Genomic DNA, 21,799 nt, shown 5'->3' with positions numbered 1-21,799 from the left:
TGTAACCGCGAACAATAATCGGGGCCATTATGTCAATTTCGTCACCCGATCATGCGCGGCCCGCATCCGACATTCCCGTAAAAATGGAACTCGATGATCCCCATGGAGTCGCCGACCTCCAGGAGTCCGAGGTCTCGCGCGTTCGCGCCTTGCACGGCGTGTGGCGCTGGGCACTGATACTAGCCACCCTCGCGACCATCCTACTCTGCATCAACCAGCAATTTTCGCTGCGTTTCTTCGTCGATGTCACGCAACTCAACACCGAATATTTCTATCTGCTAATCGCGCTGATGCTGCCGTTCACGTTCCTGATCTTTCCGGGAACGTCGAAGGCCGATCTCGACCGTGTGGCATGGTACGACGTCGTATTGTTCGTCGCCACTTTCGCGGCCGCGATCTTCCTGATGATGAACATCCGCAAAGCCGCGCAATTTGGCTGGGAATTCGACGGCGCACCTAAACCCGTGATCGCTGCAGGTCTCGTGATGTGGTTCGTACTGATGGAGGCGCTGCGCCGCACCGGCGGCTGGAGCCTGTTGCTCAGCGTCTTCCCCTTCACGCTGTATCCACTGTTTGCCGACGCCAAATGGCTCGGACCGTTCCGCGGCACCCAGTCGACGCTGGAGCAGACCACGGCCTATCACGTGCTGTCGGGCGAAAGCCTGCTCGGCATTCCGATCCAGGCATTTGCCGACACCGTGATCGGCTTCCTGGTGTTCGGCACGGCGCTGATGATGACAGGTGCCGGCAAGTTCTTCATCAACATTGCCTTCGCGATGTGCGGTACCTTCCGTGGTGGCGCGGCAAAGGTGTGCATCTTTGCATCCGGCCTGCTCGGCACCGTAGGCGGCAGCATCGTGTCCAATGTGCTCACCGCTGGAACGATGACGATCCCCGCGATGAAGAAAACCGGCTTCACGCCGTCCTATTCAGGAGCGATCGAAGCCTGCGCGTCCACCGGCGCCGTGCTGGCGCCACCGGTGCTGGGCGCGACGGCCTTCGTCATGGCACAGTTCATGAACACGAGTTACGCCGACGTCGCCCTCGCCGCCACCATTCCGTCGATCCTGTATTATTTTGGCCTGTTCGCGCAGGTCGATAGCTACGCCGCGCGTCACAAGCTCGAAGGCATCCCGCGCGAGGAACTGCCCCGCTTCATGGACGCGCTCAAGGAGGGCTGGTATTACCTCTTTGTCATCGCGATCCTTGTCGTGATGCTGCTGTACTTCAAACGCGAGAGCCACGCGCCATTCTACGCCACCGCTTTGCTGGTCATCCTGCATCAATGGTCAGGCCCGGCACCGTGGAAGAAGCGCAACACCGCCGTCCTGGCGCTCTCGATTGCGCTGACCGGGCTGATGATCTGGCTTGATCTGCAGAACGCCTATCTATGGGGAATGTGCATCCTCGCTGCGCTCAATGAATTCTTCCCTGGCAAGAACTGGGGTGGCGCGCGCTGGATCCACTTCCTCGAACTCAACGGCAAGACCTTCGTCGAGCTGATCGCGATCCTCGCCGGCTGCGGGTTGCTGATCGGCGCCTTCTCGCTCACCGGCGTAATCTCGAGCCTGGCCAACGACCTTCTGGCGATCGCCGGCGGCAACGTCTTCCTGTTGCTGATCATGTGTGCCTTCACCAGCCTGATCCTCGGCCTCGGCCTGACGACGACGTCCTGCTACATCTTCCTCGCTATCCTTGTCGCACCGGCGCTGGAGAAGCTCGGCCTCAACAAGATGGCCGTACACATGTTCATCTTCTATTGGGGCATGCTGTCGTCGATCACGCCACCGGTCGCCATCGCGTCCTTTGCGGCCGCCGGCATTGCCGGCGCACCGGCGATGAAGACCGGCTGGGAGTCGATGTGGGTCGGCAGCATCATCTATTTCATCCCGTTCTTCTTCGTGCTGAATCCGGCGCTGCTCTTGCAGGGCGACAACCCTTACCTCGAAGCGTTCGGCCTGACCGGCCTTGCCTGTCTCGGCATCGTCTTCATCTGCGGCGGCATCCAGGGCTATCAGGCCTATGTCGGCGATCTGCGCCGTGCGGGCGCAATGGAATGGCCGCTACGTGTGCTGCTGGTGATCGGCGGCTTCGTGATGGCGACACCCGGAGGCGGCATCAATCCGCTGTCGCAGTGGCAGATCATTGCCCTCGCCACCTGCATTCTCGCGCCGACGGTGCTGATCGCGCTGGCGCTGATCAGGCGCGGCGATGCGCGGCTCGCGGTGTCATGACCGCGAAGGCATTCAGGTCGTTTGAAGATTGAAAGCTAGAAAAACTCTTCCGGGCAGGGATCGACGATCTTCCAGAGATCCATGCCGTTCTTGATCTTCTTCATTTCCGGCGTGAGACCGCCGTTACGCGCAAGCCAGTCTTTCACCGGCGGCGGATAATAGGCCATCAGGTCCGAGGTGCCCTCGTAGCTAATCACCTTCATGCCGAAGGTGAAGGCCTTGTCGTAATAGGCCTGATGGAAGCCCAAGCTGGCGCGCGGCGTCACGCAGACCTTGTTCATCGGCACGATTCCGAACACCAGGGTGCAGGCCGAATTGCAGATGCCGTCGATGATCACCCGCTCCTTGCGGTCGCGGATGCGCTCATACTTGGCCTTGTATTCCTCGACATAGCCGCCGTGGTCCCGGGTGATGCGCAAATCTGCCCGTACCGGGGCTACAGACAGCACCAGCAGGGACATCAGAACAGGCAGCAGCGAAAGACGCATCGCGTGATGAAACCGGTAAGGGACCCCAAGCCAACGCCCATTTTCCGGCATCAGCACACCGCCCGACTCTGGCCGGACAGTGCTAGTATTCCGTTAAGCATCGCCTTTGAGCGAAAAAAAGGCAGAAACCGGTCCTGCCTCACTCTCTGCCCTACCCGGCCTAGCCGTTCAGGAACATCCGGTAGACCGGATTTTGCGTTTCGTCCTCATAGGGATAGCCGAGGGAGGTCAGCCGCTGCGTCAGGGTCGGCCGATCGGCCTGCGGGACTTCAATCCCAACAAGCACCCGGCCGTAATCCGCGCCGTGGTTACGGTAGTGGAACAGCGTGATGTTCCAGTCCGCGCCCATCTGGTCGAGGAATTTCAGCAAGGCGCCCGGACGCTCCGGAAACTCGAAGCGCAGGATAACCTCGTCCCGCAAAGCCGGCGGTGCTCGCCCGCCAACCATATAGCGGATGTGCAACTTGGCGGTCTCGTCCGCGCTGATGTCCAGCACCTTGTAGCCGAGCGCCTGCAATTGCCCGATCAGCTCGCCCTTGTCGTTCTTCGCGCCGCTCAGCTTCAGGCCGACAAAGACATTGGCTTCCTTGGCATCGGCATAGCGATAGTTGAACTCGGTAATGTTGTGATTGCCAATGGTCTGGATGAAGCGGCGATAACTGCCGGGCTGCTCCGGAATGGTCACGCCCAGCAGGATCTCGCGGGCCTCACCGACCTCGGCACGCTCTGCGACGTGCCGCAGGCGATCGAAATTCATGTTGGCGCCGCTGTTGATGGCAATTAGCGCGCCGGTGCGCGTGGGATTGTTCGCGGCATAGCTCTTCAGTCCCGCCAGCGCCAAGGCGCCGGCCGGCTCCGCAATCACGCGCATATCCTCGAAAATATCCTTGATGGCAGCGCACATCTCGTCGGTGTCCGCCGTGATCACATCATCGAGCAATTCGCGGCAGAGACGGAATGTTTCGACGCCGGCCTGGCGCACGGCCACGCCGTCGGCAAACAGACCGACGCGATTGAGAACGACGCGCTCGCCAGCATCTATCGCGGCTTTCATCGATGCGGCATCGACCGGCTCGACACCGATGACCTTGGTCTCCGGGCGCAGAAATTTGATGAAGGAGGCAACGCCGGCCGCAAGCCCGCCGCCGCCGATCGGCACGAACACCGCCTCGATGGGATCGGGATGCTGCTGCAGGATTTCCATGCCGATGGTGCCCTGCCCCGCGATCACGTCGGGATCGTCATAGGGATGCACGAAGGTCAGCTTCTGCTCGGCCTCGAGCTTGCGCGCATGCGCCGCTGCTTCGTCGAACGTGTCGCCGAACAGCACGGCATTGCCGCCCCAATATCTGACAGCATCGATCTTGATCGGCGGCGTGGTCACCGGCATCACGATGGTTGCCTTGATCCCGAGCCGCTGCGCCGACAGCGCCACGCCTTGCGCGTGATTGCCAGCCGACGCGCAAATCACGCCGGCCGCGCGCTGCTCCGCGGACAACCCTGCAATGCGGTTGTACGCGCCGCGAATCTTGAACGAGAAGACCGGCTGCAAATCCTCGCGCTTGAGCAGCACAGGGCTCCCCATGCGCGCGGTCAGCCGGACCATCGGGTCCAGCGGTGTCTGGATCGCGACGTCATAGACGCGGCTGTCCAGGATTTTGCGAACGTAGTCAGTCACAGTTAGTCCTCGAACGTGTGGCAGAGACCGAACTGGCCACAGAACGGCTTGCCGACAGCTTGTCGGCGCAGATGGGCACCGAAATGACCGAGAAATCAAGCCTGTTTTCCAGAAAAGCACCTATGAACGCCCGACCGCCATTTCATGGATCGGCGTTAACGATGGTGTACGGCTCTCGGCGTATGTTGTCTTGCTAATCCAAACATTCCGAACCAGCGATGTCCTACGATGCAACTATCGCCAGCCGAAGATGCAGAAGCACCAAGATCGCAGACCGATCGCACGCGTCAGGTCTGGATTGATTTTGCACGCGGTATAGGCGTCATTCTCGTGGTCTATGGCCACGTACTCGGCGGCCTGATACCGCCACATCTGTTTCCTGACGGACCGCTCGCGCAGTGGATGAGCTATACGCTCTACACGTTCCACATGCCGCTGTTCTTCTTTCTCGCGGGCCTGAACGTACAGCACAGCCTCACACGCGGCGCTCGGCCGTTCCTCGCCAGCAAGGCATGGACAATCGCCTATCCCTATGTGCTTTGGTCGCTGATCCAGGGCAGCGTGATCATGCTGATATCACGCAATGCGAATATTCCGATCACCACCAGCGATCTCGCGGCGATCTGGTATCGGCCGATGGCGCAATTCTGGTTTCTATATGCCCTGATGATCTGCCACGTACTGGCGGTGCTCATTCCCAATCGCATCATCATGATTGTCTTCTCACTCGCTGGCCTGATCGTATTCATGTTGTTGCCGATCCGGCCAGATCTTGCGCTCACGATGCATCACCTGCCGTTTTATGTCGCAGGTCTCTATGCAACACGCATCGTGATGGCGTGGCAGCCTCATGGGCGAACGGGCTGGACCATGTTGACCGTGATCGCCGCCGCTTTCGCTGCTGCGGTCACCGTTGGAGGACAGCTCTCCGGCTTCGACGCAAATGGCATAGCATCGCTTCCGGCATGTATTCTCGGCATCACCAGCGTGGTGCTGCTTTGCAAATTGCTGAACGAGACGCGGCACCGCTGGCTAGCGCTGGTCGGCGTGATGTCCATGACGATCTATGTGCTGCACATCATGGCGGGATCCGGCACGCGGATCATCATGCAGATGCTGCACGTGCCGCCAATGCCGTGGGTCTATCTCCTCGCAGGCACCGCGGCCGGCGTGATCTTGCCCATGGTAGCCCATGTCGTGTTGCAGCGGTTAAATCTGCTGGCGCCACTCGGCCTCGCGCCACTGCGGAAGCGCAAACCTGCAGCCGCTCCGCTTGTCAGCCAGGTGGCCCGATCGGACTAAACTCTGCCAGTCCGCACCTGCTCCGGAGGCATCGCTGTATCCTCGGCAGGTCTGACAGTCTGGTCGTGCGGACAGGCCATCGCGAAGATCATCCAGAACAGAGCGGATATCTCACCTGACGATATACTGGTCAGGGGCAAGTGAATCAGGATACCGCCGAGCGACAGAGCACCGAGCACCACGCCTTCTTTGGTCGGCATCCGCCATGCCGCAGACGTGCTCCAGACCCCGACCCAGATATAGGCTGCCAAACAAAGCAGCCCGACGGGAATGCCGAGCGTGAGCCAGCTCGCAATGATCTGGCCATCGACCGGCATGGTGCCCGCGACACCGATATCGGTGAAGCTGAAGCCAGATCCCACCACCATGCTGTCAGGTGTATTCCACAGCGTCACGAATTCTTCGAGACGCTCGTTGCCACTGCCATCCTCGGAGCCGCTGCCGAGCGACTGCAGCCGCTCGGTGATCACATCGCCGAAGGGCGTGAACAGGACCGCCGCCATGGCTGCGCCGACGATGCCAAGTCCGGTCGCAAGCGCCCGCCGCCGTGTGGATTGAAACACCATGCAGAACACCACGGCCAGCGCGAGCGCGATCCAGCCGGTCCGATACAGCGACAGCAACAGGCCCAGTGCCGCGGGCGCCAGGGCAATCAGCGACTGCCAGCCGGGTCTCAGAAAGCCCAACAACAGCAGTCCCGTTGCGGTGAAGGTCGCGTAAGTGGCGGGCCCGTTCATCGTGCTGAAGACGCGCACCATATAGGGCAGCGGATACCCTGCCGACAGGATCGAGGCGTAGTTCATCCAGAACCGATCCCAACTCGGCGGATCGACATATTGCCATATGCCGTAGAGACCCGTCAGCGGCAGCACCACCAGAAAGATGCGCGCCATGGCATTGACGAGTTCGCCATCAGACTTTGCGCGCTGCTGCAAAGCGATGCCGTAAAGCACGGGCGCCGCCCACTTCAACGCACCTGTCGCAGCGCTCATCCAGTCATTCTGAAAAACCGACAGCATGGCACCGTAAGCGATGCAGGCCAGCACGATAGCCGGCGCGATCAGCCAGGGATCGCGCAACTGCTCGCGGGACGACAGCAACGTCCACAGGCTCGATAACGGCGTCAGGATGAACAACAGCGGCCCGATCAGCATGATGCTGGCCGCGTCGTAGCCGACCGACACATCGACCACGCGCCGCACGAATGGTGCGAAGGCAAACAGCAGGATGGCCGACTGGATATGGGCCGCGGTGCTGCGTTGCCAGGCCAGCCAGCCAGCAGCGGCGCAGCCGACCACGAAGAGCGGACGCGACAATCCGCCCAGCGCGGGACCGACCACCAAGGTCACGATCAGAAGCAGCGCAGTCGGTAGCCACCCGGACAGGACGAAATCCACCGGACCGGATTTGAGTCGGCCTTGATTCATAAACGCAGACTATCGCGATCAGCCTCCCTAACGTTAGGCAAAACCCCTACGCTCCCCCATTGCGGGGCTAGCTTTTGCGACTTTCGCCGCTATGGTGCCGCCGTCGCACTCGTAGCTCAGCTGGATAGAGCATCGGATTTCGATTCCGAGGGTCGGGCGTTCGAATCGCTCCGAGTGCACCAGAAGTTTCCAAACAAAATCAGTGAATTAACTCGGTATCGGCTTCGTTCTTTTGCCGATTTCCGTGTTGCGTCTGGTATTCGCTAAACCCCTTTGATTTCAGGCTTTCCCGTCTAGTCACGATGAGTGCACGCAACACGGACGCAACACGATATTCATGAATCGTTCTTTGCGCGGTAACAACGTCGATGCGGCAAAATGCTGTGACGACACCTTCTGAAAACCGATCCATCCTGAGGTTCGCCGAACGGCCCGATTCCCCCAGGTCTAGGGTTCGAGCGCGTGGCGGGACCGTCTTCGTGGTTGTCGACGGTCCCGCTGTTCGTGCGCGGCCGCTAACGTCTCGTCAGCAAAATAGAACTGAACCTCTGCGACAGCTCGCCGCACCTATGAAGGCCAGCAACGCAGGAGGCCATCATGCCAGTCGCACTGAAGCAGCCAACGCCCTCGATCGTCACAGCACCCACAACGTCGCCTTGGATGCATCTTGTCTGGTTCGGGGCGGCCGGACTGTTCGTATCGATCCTTGCTATGACCTACGGCTTGGATCTCAGCCCGGGTTTCTTCTGAGCAAAGGAGACCCGCCGGGGGACTGGGAAAACCGGCGGATCGATATTTCAGTCAGTTCGCCGCATCAGCCGACGCGCAGGTTTTCTGCCGACGTCTTTCCGCGGTTTTCCTGCTCTTCGTAGCTGACCTTGGCACCCTCGTTGAGCGTGCTCAATCCAGCCCGTTCCACGGCCGAAATATGCACAAACACGTCCTTGCCACCAGTGTCCGGCTGAATGAAGCCGAAGCCCTTGGTCGCGTTAAACCACTTTACCGTACCAGTCGCCACGTCGCTCTCCCTGCTGCTATCGGTACAACGTCGCATGAAGCCACCGAGAGTCAAGAAATGCACGCATAGGATTCTAGGACGGCGAGTTATCGAATGCGGCCACGCCTGCCTCTATGACCTCGATCTCAGTCTCGACAGCATCTAACGGCACGCGAAAATCGAACCCGGTCCGGCTTCGCAGGTCCTTGGCGATGCGCTTTCGATGATCCAGCAGACCGACCAGCGCCGCCCGATCACCAACCTGGACGTATGCGCTGACAATAAGCTCGATTGTTGATGCCACTGTCGCCTCCAAAGAAAACCCGCCGGGTCGCTCCGGCGGGTTTGTCGCATACCTGCTAGCAGTCCGGCATTACTGGCCCGCTGCGAGCATGGTGTAGCTGATTCCTTAACGAACAGATGCCTGCCCGTCTTCTGGCTGCTGTCAAAATCCGATGGAAGCGCGAATGATCACGATGGACTTCGCCACCTCTCTGGTGCCAGAGCTCTCCAGAAATAGGCGATCCAGCATGTACAAAATGAAGGCTGTCGACGCGAGAAGGAACACTGAAGTTCGGAAGTCGAAGAACCGCGAACGACGTCTCGCCAAATGTGAGAATCGAGGCCCCTTTGGCCTAGGCTTTGGCTCTGGCGTAATTCCCGGCCTTCGATCTCTGGTAACATGCTCCATAGCGCTAGGAAGCAGCGTTCAGATTAAACGCAGGTTAAGGGGCAAGGAAAAACCCGCCGGAGACGAATCCAGCGGGTTTGTCGTTTCGTCTACCAGCTAGCGGTACGCATTACGGTGCCGCTTGAGATGAAGCTATCGGAGGAACCTTAAAGAAGGATTCCCGACCGCAGCGCGATGATGATGCGGTCGATGGTTTGGACCGCGCGCTTCACGACACAGGCCGGCTGTCGTATTCGCCGTCCGCCACCGGAAAGTCTGCAGCGTCCCAGTGCCGCCTGCTAACCTGCGTCGACTTCGTTTGATCGATCATCCTGTCGAAGCTGCCGAGGTCGTCTTCGAGGTCGCGGTCGCCGCCGGCGAGTCCGTCGGCGTGGATCCCGCACAGCGACGGCTCGTCGTTTTCAGTGACGCCCTCGCCGCCATGCTGCAGTTCGTCACCCTCCCTATCATCGGCGCAACCGTCGCCTTCTCGCTCGTCCGTGTTGCCACCGGCCCAATGCTCTTGGCTGCGGGTGACGCCACTGTCGGTGTAGCCGTTCGGGTGGTTTTCGATGGAACCTAGTGACGGTTCATCATCCGAGTCGTCGAGCTCCCTGTCGGAGAACCAACCGCACCCATCCCCGCCATCATGCCGCCTGGGATCGGCGTCGACGCCGCATAGCGAGGGTTCAAGCTCGTTGTCGTCGATGGGGCCATCGTCGACGGCGTCCTCGAGCTCCCGGCAGACATAGTCGTCAGTCTTGTCGAGGAACTGGATGAGCCGGTGGATTTCGTCCCGGGCTTCCTTCCGGAGGCTTCCAATCGCTTGAAAGACGACCTCAGGGGAAACGTCGGTTTTGAAGTATAGCGCTTCTGGAGCCATTTCTGGCCCGTGGTGGGTGGTGTTCATGGTGGTTGCTCACTGGTTTTGGCCTTTCAGAGCCATTGCCGGAACGGCCGGCAGCCGGAGGCTGAAAACCTGCCAGTGAGACAGGTGCGACGCTTTTAAGCCCCGAAGGACTCTGGACAGCACGACGCCCTCCGGCCATAATTCGGCCGTTCGGTGCCGAGCCGCTAAGCTCGTCCGTTGAGACCACAGGTCTCATATCCGCGTGGCCCCCGATTGGCGTCGAGGGCACGATCCTTAGATGGATTGCGGGTAGTCACTGGTCAGCGTTTTCAGACGCGCTGATATGCTCCACCTGTTCGGTTAATAAATCAACTCCCCATCAGGGCGCTTTGGCGCATCTGCGCGACCTGGCAAAGGGTACTCACAATGTGCGTATCCTTTGGGAGGTCCACGGTGTGGACACCCCTTCTATCCCCCTCGGGGCGCTTTCGCACGCTGCGGAGGATCTGCTAGCTTCGCAAAAAGGGAGCGGCCATGACACCAGATCAGAAAAAGGCTTTCGACGCTGTGATGGGCTATGTCCACCGGGGCGGGATGAAAATCGCTGAAATAGCTGATCCAAATGAAAGAGCCGTCGCTATTGAGTTGGCAAGACGGGCGATCACAGAGACGGCGGCCGAACAGGGGATGACGGACTCAAAATTGATTGAAGCCTGCACATCAGGCGTTGAATTCGTTGTCAGAGAAATCGTGCAGTCAGGACAGCGGCAAGGCGGCAATGCCTGAAGCCCGGTCCACGCTGATCGGTCTTCGGGGATTTCTACCCCCGCCCCCCATGCGGTGATTGACCGCACGCCACCACTCAGGTGCATTGCTCCCAACGCGCGGGCCCGACATGTTCAAGCAACGAACCGTCTTAGTCATCGGGGCCGGAGCTGGGGTCGAATACGACATGCCCCTTGGAAGCGCTCTCGTGACGAGCACGGCCAAAGACGTTCGATTCCGCTTCGACCCCATGCGCGGCGGGAACGAGCCTATTTCGGGCAACTACGACCTCTACCGAGTGCTTTACCGACGCTACAAGGATGACCGCGATCAGTTGAACAAGTACACGGTCGCCGGCAATGCCTTGGCATCGGTCTTGTCATCCGCCGTGTCGATCGATGATGCGCTCTACCAGCTCAGCGAGACACCCGAAGCAGTAACGCTCGGCAAGATGAGTATTGTACGGCTAATCCTGAAGGCTGAGGCGGACAGCACCATCCGATTGTCGGAGCGCTACGCGAAGCCTGACGACACTGCGGGCCGAGACGGCTGGATCGAACAGATATTTTCGATGGCGATATCTGGCGTGAAGCAGAGCGAGATAGAGCTAGCTTTCGATAAGGTCACGTTTGTGAATTTCAATTACGATCGTTGCGTTGAGCACTACATCTATTGGGCGCTCCAGCGGATCGGCATTGAAGAGCTGCGGGCAGCCGACATCGTGCGCAGTCTAAAGATCATCCGTCCATACGGTGGCATCGGGTCGGTTCTGCAGAACGACGCCGATTTCGTAAAATACGGCGGCGAGACCGACTTGTTCAATGCAATTTCTCGTATCCGAACCTACACCGAAAGCGATGCTATCCACGACGGCAGCGCACTGGAACAAGAAATTCTGTCTGCGCACATGGTGATGTTTCTCGGCTTCGGCTTTCACGCCCAGAATATGGAACTGCTTCGGGTGCCGAAAAGTGACTACCGCCATGTGATGGCGACGGTGAAGAAAGTTGACCCAAACAACCGCCAAGCGATTAGCAGCGACATCGTCAAAAATCTTCGATGTCAAGATACCGCTCGCGTCGAGCTATTCGACATGACGGCCCCGCAGATGCTTCGAGATCTACGACTACGAATTCAAATGACCGTAGGCTGATGCTGCTGAGCTAAGGCAGCACCGCACCGCGCCCCTGCGAACGAAGGTGCCATTTCTATGCTTGCCAAACTCGCCAAGTAGGAGCCTGCTGCTCCCGTCTCGAATCACCGTGCGTTGCGCTGTGTGCGTGTTGCCTGAAATGGCCACTCATTCGGAGACCCAGCATGTCCGCTCTCTCGGTTTGCTCGAGCTGCCCTCACGCGAGCGGCTGCTCCAGAGTCAGCAAATGCCTGTATGAACTTGCGGCCGAAGACTACGATAAGAAATACAATTCGCCGCGGTTCATGACGCCTGGGCAAGCGAACAATGTCATTCGGAAGATGCGCGGTGGAATGACACTGAAGCATCTGCACCAAGCTGATGAAAGTGGCCTAGCGATCGTCTCGGCGAGCAAGCTTAGAAAGCACTGCGCTACTTATCCGGAGTACGGCGCCGAGGTCGATCGATTAGCGGAGATCAATCGACGTAAGGCCGACGAGAACAAAGGCTCCAAGAGGCGAAATTCAACTCATTGCAAGCACGGACATCCGCTCTCCGGGAATAATGTTGGTGTTCATATCGTCGGAAAGTGCCGGGGCCGATACTGCAAAACGTGTCAGAAACGCCGCGGAGCAACTGGCGGGATAATGCGAGCTGATGTGCTACTCAAGGTGAAGGACCTGCTGTCGCGCGGGGTGCCGATCACCCAAATCCAAAGCAAAGCACTCGGCTCAAAGTACTACGCAGTTCCGTCCGCCATCCTTGCGACTTACCGCCGGGCAAACCCTGAATTCAACCTCTTTGTTCTCGATTCAATAAAGGGCAGCAACTGCCGAGGACAACAGTTCAGACATCAGCGAATACGAAGCGCCAGAGCTCGCGAAGAAGCAAACGACTATTATAGAATACAAGCACTGGTGCCGATGCATCTACCCGACTATGTGCGAGATGATATTACCCAGAATGTAATGACGGCTCTGCTGGAAGGAAGCCTTCTACGATCAGATGTTCGATCTCGGATTGGGAGATTCGTCGCTGACCACCAGCGTATGTTCCCAACCAAGTACGCGAAATTCGGCAATGCTACCCTGGTGTCGTTGGACGAGGTTATGTTCGACACCAGCTCGACCACCCGCGGCGACACCATTTCCGAGGGGTTGTGGTCATGATTCCCGGGTCATCAGTGCATAAACAGACCCTCGCGGCGCTGATCGAGGCGCGCATCGCATTCAGGAAGCGATGGGTGCTGAGCAACTGCTATAGGAAGCCCAAGCTCCATGCCCACCACATCGCTTGGGAGCTGGAATACGACGACGAGCACAACTTCGCTCATATAGGAGCCGAATTTGTCGAGGCGGATTGGGGCCGGCCGAAGCAAAAGCCTCTGAAGGTCGCAAAGCCAGCTAAGTCCAAGGCGCGGATGCCGCGGCCGTCGTTGCGCGCATCGTCGAAGCTACTGCAGGCGGCTGAGTGAGCTACGGTCCGCGCGCCCCTCTTGGTACGCAGCACGCAGGTGCGTACCGGTGCTGCGTACCTCATCACCGTAGGATGGGCTAAGTGTCAGATGCCGTTAGGTTTCCGCCTATTCGTTTTGCGGTACGCAGTACGCATTTTCTCCAGACAGGAAAAAATCTGCGCATGGTCCGGGAGGGGAGCACCTGAAATTTTTCAGGACTCCCCCCCTATGCCTATGGGTACTGCTGCCGCTCCTCCGAGTGGATCATCGGAGGAATTCTGCGTCCTGTAGAATTTAACCCGCAGTGCGCAGAGCGCGCCTCAATCTTTTACGCCGCAATAGATCGCGTAAGCCGTGACCGTTATATTTAGAGGGATGCTGGGAGGGTCGCCCGCAGCACATTTCCAGCCGGTTCGATCGTCGAGCGGTCGATTCTGCAACAGCGTCCCATTGTGGGGTAAAGCCGGATACTGATTCATCAAGCAGCCGCCTCCGGTAAGGACGGAATTATTTAGCGCGGAAGCAGGGATCTTTGCCTCCACCATTGGATAATGTCCCGTCCCGACATTCTGGACTAGATCGCAGCTCATCTTTCGTGAACCAGCTTTTGCGATCCCAGTTTCCAACTGCTTGATGCGCTCGCCGATTTCTGATGCATACTGGATCGGCATCGCTGCATCTGCCCCAACTGGCAAAAGCAAGGTGCCCCTGCTCGTTGCCACGGTGATCTCGACGGCTGGATAGAGCTTTGTTCCACCGGGGCCTGGCTGCGCGAGCCGCTCACACGCCAAAGGCAAATACGCCGTCTTCAGCGCTCTGTTTATGTTCTTGTCCGCTACGACTGCAGGTCCCTTACCATCTTCGGCTGGAAGATTGCATGTCACCAAGCTGTTGTCGTAGTGCACGCCGACTATCGCTGCATCTTCACCACCGCGCTTGATGTCGATAGCGACGTTCGTTTTTCCGATCAGAGGATTGAAGTAGATGTCACTGGCTGCAAGCCGAATACACGTATTGAACGCCTCTAGGGAGCTTCTCACAACAGTCGATCTATCGATCTGCTCCGACGAAAACTCTGCTCGGCGCTGGTCGTAAACTTTGCAAAAATTGTTGAGTTTCTCTTCGTTACTGGAACCGCCAAAGCTGAACTTGACGGGGACGGCCTTAACGACTGCCTCGAGACCAACATTCGTCGAGTTCGACTTCTTCGAGGTATTACCCTCGCAATGCTCGGAATATATGCTTGCAGCGATCGAGTTTTCACGAACCTCCGTGCTTAAGTCCCTACCCGTGTACGTCAGGAGGCCGGTGCAAATACTTTGAGAAAAGGCCGGCGTAATCACGGCCGAAAAGAGAAATGCCACAACTACCGTGCGCTTCATTGATCCCCCCCCAAAAAAAATTGTGTGTAAACACGACCATCGTTTGCTATTTAAGGTTGATCGTCAACTGTATTAGGATGAGGGCAGACTCCACATCCAGGGAGGCGAACTTGCCGTTAGCGCAAATCATCGGTGCCCTACCTGAAGGCTGGCCGTCTTTCGACTTGGCGTCCCTGGGCGCGAGCGTGCTAACGTTCGGAATCGCGGTGGGGCTTGTGATCTGGTTGCTTGAAATCCGATCGCATGAGCGTACAGAAAAACCCGCCGAGGACGAATTCGGCGGGTCTTAGTCGCGGTGCGAATACGAAGGCCGCTTGGGGCTAGCCTCTACGTCAAAGCTTAATGAACTGATCTCCTTGCCGCTGATTAAAACGCATCACCCACTTGGGTTACACGCCGCTAGATAACGACCATACTCCCGGAGCTTCGGCTCCTCGCTAAAACCAACGCAGCGATCTTCTTAGTCAGGCTCCCAGGGCCTCGAACAGTAACCGTAGGCTCACGGTAGCGACCGCCGCCAGCTGGACCGCCAGCGCGGCGGCGAGTTCCGCTTCTTGCCTCTGATCGTGCGTGTCTGTCCACCATTGACCGATTCTGCTCTGCATATCTGATCCTGACAATACGCACTTGATGACCGAGTGCGCATCCGCTTCGCTACGGCATGCGCGTGCTTTCAATGATGATAGCGGCGATGACAGGTGTGGCGCTCATTGCGACCGCAGTATTCTTGCTGTCAGTGGCCTGGCTCTAAGTTCACAAGAGCAATAGTGGCAAGCCCAGCACCAGCAGGAAAATGACGAGGACGCCAAGTCCTAGATTATCGTCGCCCTTTACGTCTCTTGAGGCCGTCGGTTCGACCGTCGACATTTTCAGCCTGACAATAAGCCAGCCACTTATCGACGAGCCATCCAATGCCCGTCTGCTGGCGCCTTAGATATATTTGATTTCCACCCATCACCATCGTTATGGCTCTCTACGAGGCTGCTTGAAGCGTGCGAGCCTCAAGAGCTTCCATGTATTGAGCAATGGCTCTGTTTGAGAGCAGCAGCCGGCTCCTTAACCCCTGCCGGATCATGGTTTCAACCGAGCGGAGCAGAATGTGCGAGCAGAACTCTGCGTCCTCGATCTCGCCTGCCCGTTCCAGATAATCCCAGGCAATTTGGATCGCCTCTTCCATGAGGACAGCGAGGTGAACCAGTTGGCCAGGATTGTTTCTCATGCCTATTCAAACGGCACGAATTGGATTCGTTCCGCGCAAACGGGGAACACACGATTAAACCGGAGGTTACGAACATCTAACTGAAAGGACTGCCCATGAGCGCCGAGAAAACAAACCCGCCAAGCGATGACGACCGCGATAAGCAAGACTGGGGTAAGCAATCACAGAGTAATGAGCCCTGGAAACAGAACGCTCAGAATACCACTGACCCGAGCCTGCCTGATACGCCAAAGCCGGACTTGGAGAAGTGGAAAGAAACTAAAACCCACTGACAATAAAAGCCCGCCGCACCGGAGGACTCCGATGCGACGGACCTTTTCGAAGTCGCGTTGGGGCGCGGCCTCACTGATTGCTACGCACGGACTCAGGCAAAGTTTCAAAAGATAAGTCGTCGGCTGTCGGAACGTAGCGTGCATCAGCCCATTACTGCAGTACGAAACAACCACGAGGATATTCAAATGAAGAAATTTGTCATCGCTGCCGCGATTGTTGGGCTTTCCGCCACTGCGTCCTTCGCTCAATCCGGCGCTAACCCGAGTGCTCCACAGCCCGGCTCAACCGGCGCAGGCGTCAATCAACCCGGTACTACTTCAACCGGGACGGCTGTTGATCGTCCTGACACCATGAAGAAGGATGGGATGTCCGGTACGAGCGGCATGAGCAACACTGGCGCGAACAACAATATACAGCAGGGCGGCGCGTCAAAGGATGGTATGGGCCAGCAGAACAAGGGCGGCATGTCCAAGTAAGGGCTAGGAGCCAGGGCCGTCCGGACATGGCACCGGGCGGCCTTCAATGCTGCCGGCGGCCATCGCCGGTGCCGCCGAACCCGCCTTGCCAAGCCAGCGACAGATGCCGAAGAAGACCGATGACGACGTTAAGCGGTGACGCCAGCGATGCGCCCGGTCTAGGGAAAATTCAGCCTAAGCGAACTCGTCTCGAGAGTTCTGCTGGCAATATTGGCACGGGCCAACCGAACAATTTCTAGCGAATTGTCCCGGAAAATTATCTCGGCTTGATCGCGAGTAGGAGATGCGACCGTTACCGCACAAGACAAGCGGCCTTTTCCGTCAGACATTTGAAAATAGAACGTGTAACCGGCTTTCGGTTCCTGTTCTTGCATTGCGCTTCCCCAAGCTGTGACGCCCCCACGCCACGCGGCAAAGGTGTTCGCGCTTTACGGCCAGACTATGGCCCGAGCCCCCGCGGCGCGTTCGATAAGCGTCAGGGGTGTCTCTTGGCGTAGCGGCGCGCGATCATTGCATCATGAAATGAATTTCTCGCTTCCACGGCGCAGGCAGCAGCTTCGTTCGCCGCGTTTAGCTTCGCGACACTTCAAGCCATTGGGCAGATGTTCGCAATTCACCCCCGACGTAGTGCTGGACCCATCCAACGCGCAAACTACGGACAACAAAATCCGATCTCCAGTCGTAGTCTGGGCCAGGGGCGGATTCAAAATTAGCGGCTCGAAGATCCTCCACGGATTCTCCCAGAGTACTGCGCATTACTTGATCACCGCCGTTGGGAAGCCGCTATTCGTCCTCTCGCCAAGCGCGACTACATCGCACCTGCAGCACCATCGGGAGATGGCGCAGAGCTCAGATAAGAAAGAACAACCACTCCCATCAAGCAGCAAATTCCCGCACTCTCCGCGCGGGCTTTTTTCGTTCAGCCTATCCGGCACTTTCTATGGTGCGGATCGGTACTTGGCGACAAGATAGTTCAAAACGAAAAGCCGAATGCTTGAGGTGAGATTCGCCTGAACTCGATCGCGGTCTTCGCTCGCTTGCCTTAATTATTGTATGTCGCTAGTAAATTGTCATCGCTCTGGACCCGGTGAAACCCCGGGTGGCTCTTCCGGCCGCCGATCCGCCGGACCACGCACGCCGGCCCGGCAGTCGTCCATCGCATCCTGCGGTGCACTGTTTGGCGCCACTGCGGAAACTATCCATGAAATCGTCGTCCTTTCCCCGCTACCACTCCGAGTGGGTTGGCGGCGCCATCAGCATTCGCCGCGACGTTCTCGCCGGCATGGTCGGCACCTTTGCTTTGATCCCCGAAGTCATCGCATTCTCCTTTGTCGCCGGCGTCGATCCGGAAGTCGGACTATTTGCGTCCTTCGTTATCGGCATCGTCATCGCCTTCGCCGGGGGGCGCCCGGCGATGATCTCCGGTGCCGCAGGATCAGTGGCGCTTGTCGCCGCGGCATTGGTGGGCAGCCATGGCCTAAACTACCTGCTGGCAGCCACGCTACTCGCCGGGCTGCTTCAGATCGTGTTCGGCCTGCTCAAGCTCGACGTGTTAATGCGCTTCGTGTCGCGCTCGGTGCGCACCGGCTTCGTCAATGCGCTGGCGATCCTGATTTTCTCGGCGCAGGTGCCGCAGATGCTCGGCGTCACCTGGCACACCTATGCGATGATCGGGCTCGGCCTCGCCATCATCTATCTGGTGCCACGCCTGACCACCGCCATTCCCTCGCCGCTGATCTGCATCGTTGTGCTGACAGTGGTCGCCGTCGCCTTCCCGATGCCAATCCACAGCGTCGCCGATCTCGGCCGCCTGCCGAATGCGCTGCCCACCTTCAGCTTCCCGGGCGTACCGCTGACATGGGCAACGCTCAGCATCATCGCGCCCTATGCACTGGCGATGGCCGCGGTCGGGCTGCTGGAGTCCATGATGACCGCCAGCGTCGTCGACGACCTGACGGAGACCACCAGTTCCAAGGCCCGCGAATGCACAGGGCTGGGCCTCGCCAACATTGCTGCCGGCCTGTTCGGCGGCATCGCCGGCTGCGGCATGATCGGCCAGACCGTCGGCAATGTGCGCTATGGTGGTCGCGGCCGGCTGTCGACGCTGGTGGCCGGTGTCTTCCTGCTGATTGTCATGGTGCCACTGCGGCCGTGGGTTGCGCAGGTACCCGTCGCCGCCCTCGTGGCGATCATGATCATGGTCTCGATCAGCACCTTCTCCTGGGGCTCGATCCGTGACCTTGCCCGCCATCCAAAGGTCTCGGGCATCGTCATGTTGGCCACCGTCGCGGTGACGGTGGCGACCCACGATCTGGCGATAGGTGTGGGGGTCGGTGTGCTGCTCAGCGGCGTGTTCTTCGCCTTCAAGGTAACCCGGTTGATGGAGGTACAGATCAGCCATGACGCTACGACGGACACCCGGATCTACACTGTATCCGGCCAGATATTCTTCGCCAGCGCCGACATCTTTGCCGATCACTTCGACCTGCGCGACACTGTCCGCACCGTCCGCATCGACCTGACCGCGGCTCACCTTTGGGACATCACCTCCGTCGCCGCGCTCGATGAAGTCGTCGGCAAGATGCGGCGGCACGGTATAGCGATCGAGATAATCGGCCTGAACCAGGCGAGCGCCGTACTAGTGGATCGCCACGCGCCGCTGGTGCGAGACACCACTGCATCATCTGGATGAGTGCACTTTCTCGATCCTCTAGACGCTCACGGCTCGACCCAATGCTACTGCGAGCCTGCAGGTTCTCGATGACGGCGGCAACATGATTGCGGAAATTTCGCTGGACCGGCCGATGCATTGAACACAAATGATCGTTGTGGTCTGCCCCGTGACGCCCTCACCGCCATCGGGTAAATGGGATATGGCCTCTTCCGAACTCAGTGGCTTACTTGGAATCTGCGAGTGGCGATGACGAATCCCCGAATAGCCATAGCGTGTTTAATTCTCGTGGTTCTGATGGCCGCCTTTTTCGTGGCCGATGTGCACACCTCCTGCAAACAAGAGCATGGGCCAGACTATAAGTGTTATCCGGGCGGGCGCCGCCTAGTTCGCTAGGTTCGGGCTCAACCACCCAACGAGATATCGACCATGTCGTTATGCATTGCATGCCATCTTACCAGCCCCGGTAAGGTCTCCCGAGTGCTATCAATAGAGTGCGAGACCGCTTGGGTCACCTCAGCGTAGATGAAATAGGAACGCGCTACTGTGCTCTTACTTCTCGCAATCTATTGCCTCCCTTCGATAGCCGTCTTGTCAGCGGTCGCTGTGGTCATCGGGGTGTTGGGCAATGCTCGCTGGGTGAATGTCTATTACGCGCTCGTAGCACCAGGGATCTTGGCAGTCTGGGTCTACGATCGAGTGACCCACGGGCCCGACAACAGCCCGCTAGGGGCGCTTGGGTATTTGATGTTCTATTCCTGGTGCCTCGGCTACATCATTTCCTTCGGAATCTTCCGAATGACGCTTTCTTGGTATCGTGCGCGTGTGGCCGCCAGATCGGGCCATTCCCTGGTGTCCGAGCCCCGCACTCCCGAATAACGATCAGTTAGGAGCGCGCTCGATAACTTCGACGATCGCGTGAGGAAGGACCTGAGGCGTGGCCTTTGTCCAACGGATGGCCTCTGCGGGGTTTGCTGTCATCAGATCGAAGTGCCAAACCAGTGGCTCCTTGCCCGATGGCATTGGTGTGGTGACGCGAACCGTGGTCGTCTGCATTCCAGTCTCCGAATCTGTTGATACGCAGACTTTAGCGTTGCATTTGCGAATCAGGAATACATCCATGGCCCATGACGCCACGTTGGACACGCGCATTCGTGCATGAAGTTACAGTACGAGCGCCCATAGTGGCGCGATCCTGACCAACTAGTGCGGGACCCCCGGCTCGCTGTTGATTAGAAGGCAAGCATTACGATTGAGAGTATGGACGCGCCTCTGCTTCAGCTTTCAGACGAGCCTCTCGTAATCCAGCCGGCTCGACCCAGTCAAAAAGCCCTAGTATCTGATCCGACAGGCTACGGCGCTCGATTGTAAACTCTTGAGAGGTCTTGTGATTTAGAGCCCTCCAGCCGATGCGCCCGTCGTGAGTAACGTGTGTCGGCATGATGTGGACTCGAGCAGGATCTTTGTTGTCATAGATAAATTCGCGCTCCGGCCCCGGACCGACCGAGCGCATTTGTAGCGGCTCCTTCATGGAAGGGTCCTTCGCAATCTCAAATTTAGCGATCGGCATGCGCAGCAACTCGAGTTTCTCGAACAGAGCTTTGAAGTTCTCGGACTCTGATACCGCGTCCGGCTCTGACGGCTTACCAGCTTTTTTCAGGAGATCTGCAGCCTCGCGATCGCGCTGCCTGAGCGCGCGCAAAAATTCGTAACAGGCGAGAACCCATGTTTCGGACAGCATTTTTTGATAGTGAAACGCGAACATGTCGCGATCAGCCTGTTGCGGGCTGAATTCGTCTTCCATGGCCCGGAGAAGAAGGTCGATCTCGCCAGCTTGTTGTATGCTGGCCGACATTGGCGCGATGCCAGCCCGGCCGGCCAGGACATGTGAAAGTCCAACCCACTTGCGGTTTTCTGCCGGATACTTCCCTCGAGCGACATGAAAAGAACCGGTAACAAGTTGAGTGACTGTCGGCACCGAAGGCCCCCCTGATGGATCTAGACTCGCGTTCAGCAGCCAAAAGCGTGGCCAGGCGTCAACGGTCACTAGGCCAAAGTGCGGTGCCGCGGCGACGCGCTTTCACGATATTACGCTACTTTACAAACTCGCTTGCCGGATCGAGCATCCTGGTCGCCGCAGACCCAAATTCTATTGGGTGAAGCAGATTTGATTTGATTTCGATTATCGGGTTGGATGGGTCCGGCTCGTGATAATCAGCCTCGATCTTTTCAACGGTTGCACCGTAGCCACCCGGGTTGAAAACGAAGAACACGAACGGTTTGTCCGAGGCGGCGTCTAGCCGCTGTGCAACAATACGGATTTTCCCAAACTGCTTAGCTGGCTCGATCTCGGAACCGTCACCATTTCGGTACTTGATCGGCAAGGTGATTGCGATGGCAGGTAGCGGCTTTCCGCTCAAATTTCTTACTTCGCAACGATACGCCATCGAATTTGGAGCCCACCCGGTCGCTTCGCCGGGTTCGCCGTAGCCCAACATTGATCCGCCTCCCCCGGGATATAGCATCACTACTGTAAAGCCATCGGGCGGCAACTTCGTTGGCATCACGGCCGGACTGCATCCGATCGTAAGATGCACTGGATCGGCGGTGCGCTTTGCCCAAGTGTAAATCATCGGAAACGTGACGAATGTCGTGAAGCCGAGAGCTGCGCCCTCAAGACCTCTAATCCACCATGCCTGTTGCAAAAAGCTGGCCAGGACCGCGCCGCCGATCGTGACCGCAACACTACTTTTGAACATTCGTCCCCCGCCCCCGAATA

At 58.3% G+C, this 21,799-nt stretch carries 21 protein-coding genes, 1 tRNA gene and 1 other annotated feature; of the genes, 11 read left to right on the top strand and 11 right to left on the bottom strand.

What is annotated here, in order from left to right:
- The first annotated feature begins 29 nt into the window (after positions 1-29).
- Complete coding sequence (locus AB7828_RS03610; RefSeq protein ID WP_441229422.1) at positions 30-2,234, top strand: TRAP transporter permease; 2,205 nt, start codon at positions 30-32, stop codon at positions 2,232-2,234.
- A 35-nt stretch (positions 2,235-2,269) separates the two neighbouring features.
- Here AB7828_RS03610 and AB7828_RS03605 read toward each other — a convergent pair whose 3' ends face one another.
- Positions 2,270-2,722 (bottom strand): hypothetical protein, encoded by a 453-nt coding sequence (locus AB7828_RS03605; protein ID WP_441229421.1) that lies wholly within the window; start codon positions 2,720-2,722, stop codon positions 2,270-2,272.
- 160 nt (positions 2,723-2,882) lie between these two features.
- A complete protein-coding gene (ilvA, locus tag AB7828_RS03600; RefSeq protein WP_184516047.1) occupies positions 2,883-4,400 on the bottom strand; it encodes a threonine ammonia-lyase, biosynthetic in 1,518 nt (505 codons plus the stop codon).
- 228 nt (positions 4,401-4,628) lie between these two features.
- Between ilvA and AB7828_RS03595 the strand changes: the two genes are divergently transcribed.
- Positions 4,629-5,702, top strand: coding sequence for an acyltransferase family protein (locus tag AB7828_RS03595; RefSeq protein WP_441229420.1), 1,074 nt, complete (start codon positions 4,629-4,631; stop codon positions 5,700-5,702).
- Here AB7828_RS03595 and AB7828_RS03590 read toward each other — a convergent pair.
- Positions 5,699-7,129: an O-antigen ligase domain-containing protein gene (locus AB7828_RS03590; RefSeq protein ID WP_441229419.1), complete on the bottom strand. Its 1,431-nt coding sequence runs from the start codon at positions 7,127-7,129 to the stop codon at positions 5,699-5,701. The genes AB7828_RS03595 and AB7828_RS03590 overlap by 4 nt on opposite strands.
- Before the next feature lie 105 nt (positions 7,130-7,234).
- Here AB7828_RS03590 and AB7828_RS03585 point away from each other — a divergent pair.
- Positions 7,235-7,311 (top strand) — tRNA-Arg (locus tag AB7828_RS03585).
- Between the two features lie 415 nt (positions 7,312-7,726).
- Positions 7,727-7,879, top strand: coding sequence for a hypothetical protein (locus tag AB7828_RS03580; protein ID WP_158596709.1), 153 nt, complete (start codon positions 7,727-7,729; stop codon positions 7,877-7,879).
- A 64-nt stretch (positions 7,880-7,943) separates the two neighbouring features.
- Here AB7828_RS03580 and AB7828_RS03575 read toward each other — a convergent pair whose 3' ends face one another.
- From AB7828_RS03575 to AB7828_RS03565, 3 genes are all read right to left on the bottom strand, one after another.
- Positions 7,944-8,147 carry a cold-shock protein gene (locus tag AB7828_RS03575; RefSeq protein WP_068738889.1) on the bottom strand — a complete coding sequence of 68 codons (204 nt, stop codon included), beginning with the start codon at positions 8,145-8,147 and terminating at the stop codon, positions 7,944-7,946.
- A 73-nt stretch (positions 8,148-8,220) separates the two neighbouring features.
- Positions 8,221-8,430, bottom strand: a complete 210-nt coding sequence (locus tag AB7828_RS03570) for a hypothetical protein (protein ID WP_441229418.1) — start codon at positions 8,428-8,430, stop codon at positions 8,221-8,223.
- A gap of 595 nt (positions 8,431-9,025) precedes the next feature.
- Positions 9,026-9,706 carry a hypothetical protein gene (locus AB7828_RS03565; RefSeq protein ID WP_441229417.1) on the bottom strand — a complete coding sequence of 227 codons (681 nt, stop codon included), beginning with the start codon at positions 9,704-9,706 and terminating at the stop codon, positions 9,026-9,028.
- A 474-nt stretch (positions 9,707-10,180) separates the two neighbouring features.
- On the opposite strand from AB7828_RS03565, the gene AB7828_RS03560 reads away from it, so the two are divergent.
- The 4 genes from AB7828_RS03560 to AB7828_RS03545 all read left to right on the top strand — a co-directional run bounded on the left by AB7828_RS03560 (position 10,181) and on the right by AB7828_RS03545 (position 13,017).
- Positions 10,181-10,432: a hypothetical protein gene (locus AB7828_RS03560; RefSeq protein WP_441229416.1), complete on the top strand. Its 252-nt coding sequence runs from the start codon at positions 10,181-10,183 to the stop codon at positions 10,430-10,432.
- Positions 10,433-10,541: 109 nt separating this feature from the next.
- Positions 10,542-11,564 (top strand): hypothetical protein, encoded by a 1,023-nt coding sequence (locus tag AB7828_RS03555; RefSeq protein WP_441229415.1) that lies wholly within the window; start codon positions 10,542-10,544, stop codon positions 11,562-11,564.
- Between the two features lie 164 nt (positions 11,565-11,728).
- The gene (locus AB7828_RS03550; RefSeq protein ID WP_441229414.1) at positions 11,729-12,712 is read left to right on the top strand and encodes a hypothetical protein; all 984 of its coding nucleotides are present in this window, start codon (positions 11,729-11,731) and stop codon (positions 12,710-12,712) included.
- Positions 12,709-13,017, top strand: a complete 309-nt coding sequence (locus tag AB7828_RS03545) for a hypothetical protein (RefSeq protein WP_441229413.1) — start codon at positions 12,709-12,711, stop codon at positions 13,015-13,017. The genes AB7828_RS03550 and AB7828_RS03545 overlap by 4 nt, the downstream gene beginning before the upstream one ends.
- A 302-nt stretch (positions 13,018-13,319) precedes the next feature.
- Here AB7828_RS03545 and AB7828_RS03540 read toward each other — a convergent pair whose 3' ends face one another.
- Together AB7828_RS03540 and AB7828_RS03535 are read right to left on the bottom strand one after the other, a co-directional pair.
- The gene (locus AB7828_RS03540; RefSeq protein ID WP_441229412.1) at positions 13,320-14,381 is read right to left on the bottom strand and encodes a hypothetical protein; all 1,062 of its coding nucleotides are present in this window, start codon (positions 14,379-14,381) and stop codon (positions 13,320-13,322) included.
- A 973-nt stretch (positions 14,382-15,354) separates the two neighbouring features.
- Complete coding sequence (locus tag AB7828_RS03535; RefSeq protein ID WP_441229411.1) at positions 15,355-15,600, bottom strand: hypothetical protein; 246 nt, start codon at positions 15,598-15,600, stop codon at positions 15,355-15,357.
- A 95-nt stretch (positions 15,601-15,695) separates the two neighbouring features.
- Here AB7828_RS03535 and AB7828_RS03530 point away from each other — a divergent pair, with 95 nt between their 5' ends.
- The 3 genes from AB7828_RS03530 (at position 15,696) to AB7828_RS03520 (ending at position 19,041) form a co-directional block, all read left to right on the top strand.
- Entirely contained in the window at positions 15,696-15,872 is a 177-nt protein-coding gene (locus tag AB7828_RS03530; RefSeq protein WP_441229410.1) for a hypothetical protein, read from the top strand.
- Between the two features lie 186 nt (positions 15,873-16,058).
- Positions 16,059-16,349 carry a hypothetical protein gene (locus tag AB7828_RS03525; RefSeq protein ID WP_441229409.1) on the top strand — a complete coding sequence of 97 codons (291 nt, stop codon included), beginning with the start codon at positions 16,059-16,061 and terminating at the stop codon, positions 16,347-16,349.
- A 1,077-nt stretch (positions 16,350-17,426) separates the two neighbouring features.
- Positions 17,427-17,482: a sequence feature (sul1 is cis-regulatory element that is thought to sense ions involved in sulfur or methionine metabolism; They are found in Alphaproteobacteria), on the top strand.
- A gap of 68 nt (positions 17,483-17,550) precedes the next feature.
- Entirely contained in the window at positions 17,551-19,041 is a 1,491-nt protein-coding gene (locus tag AB7828_RS03520) for a SulP family inorganic anion transporter (protein ID WP_439088927.1), read from the top strand.
- A gap of 861 nt (positions 19,042-19,902) precedes the next feature.
- On the opposite strand, the gene AB7828_RS03515 is transcribed toward AB7828_RS03520, so the two are convergent.
- From AB7828_RS03515 to AB7828_RS03505, 3 genes are all read right to left on the bottom strand, one after another.
- The gene (locus AB7828_RS03515; RefSeq protein WP_439059760.1) at positions 19,903-20,076 is read right to left on the bottom strand and encodes a hypothetical protein; all 174 of its coding nucleotides are present in this window, start codon (positions 20,074-20,076) and stop codon (positions 19,903-19,905) included.
- A 190-nt stretch (positions 20,077-20,266) separates the two neighbouring features.
- On the bottom strand, positions 20,267-20,998 hold the full coding sequence (locus AB7828_RS03510; RefSeq protein WP_441229408.1) for a hypothetical protein: 732 nt from the start codon (positions 20,996-20,998) through the stop codon (positions 20,267-20,269).
- Between the two features lie 115 nt (positions 20,999-21,113).
- The gene (locus AB7828_RS03505) at positions 21,114-21,779 is read right to left on the bottom strand and encodes a hypothetical protein (RefSeq protein ID WP_441229407.1); all 666 of its coding nucleotides are present in this window, start codon (positions 21,777-21,779) and stop codon (positions 21,114-21,116) included.
- Between the last annotated feature and the right edge of the window lie 20 nt (positions 21,780-21,799).

This window comes from Tardiphaga sp. 215_C5_N2_1 (assembly GCF_052076055.1).
In the GTDB taxonomy this organism is placed as follows: Bacteria; Pseudomonadota; Alphaproteobacteria; order Rhizobiales; family Xanthobacteraceae; genus Tardiphaga; species Tardiphaga robiniae.
The sequence above is the reverse complement of the archived record's forward strand: the minus strand, read 5'-3'. Positions and strand labels throughout refer to the sequence as shown.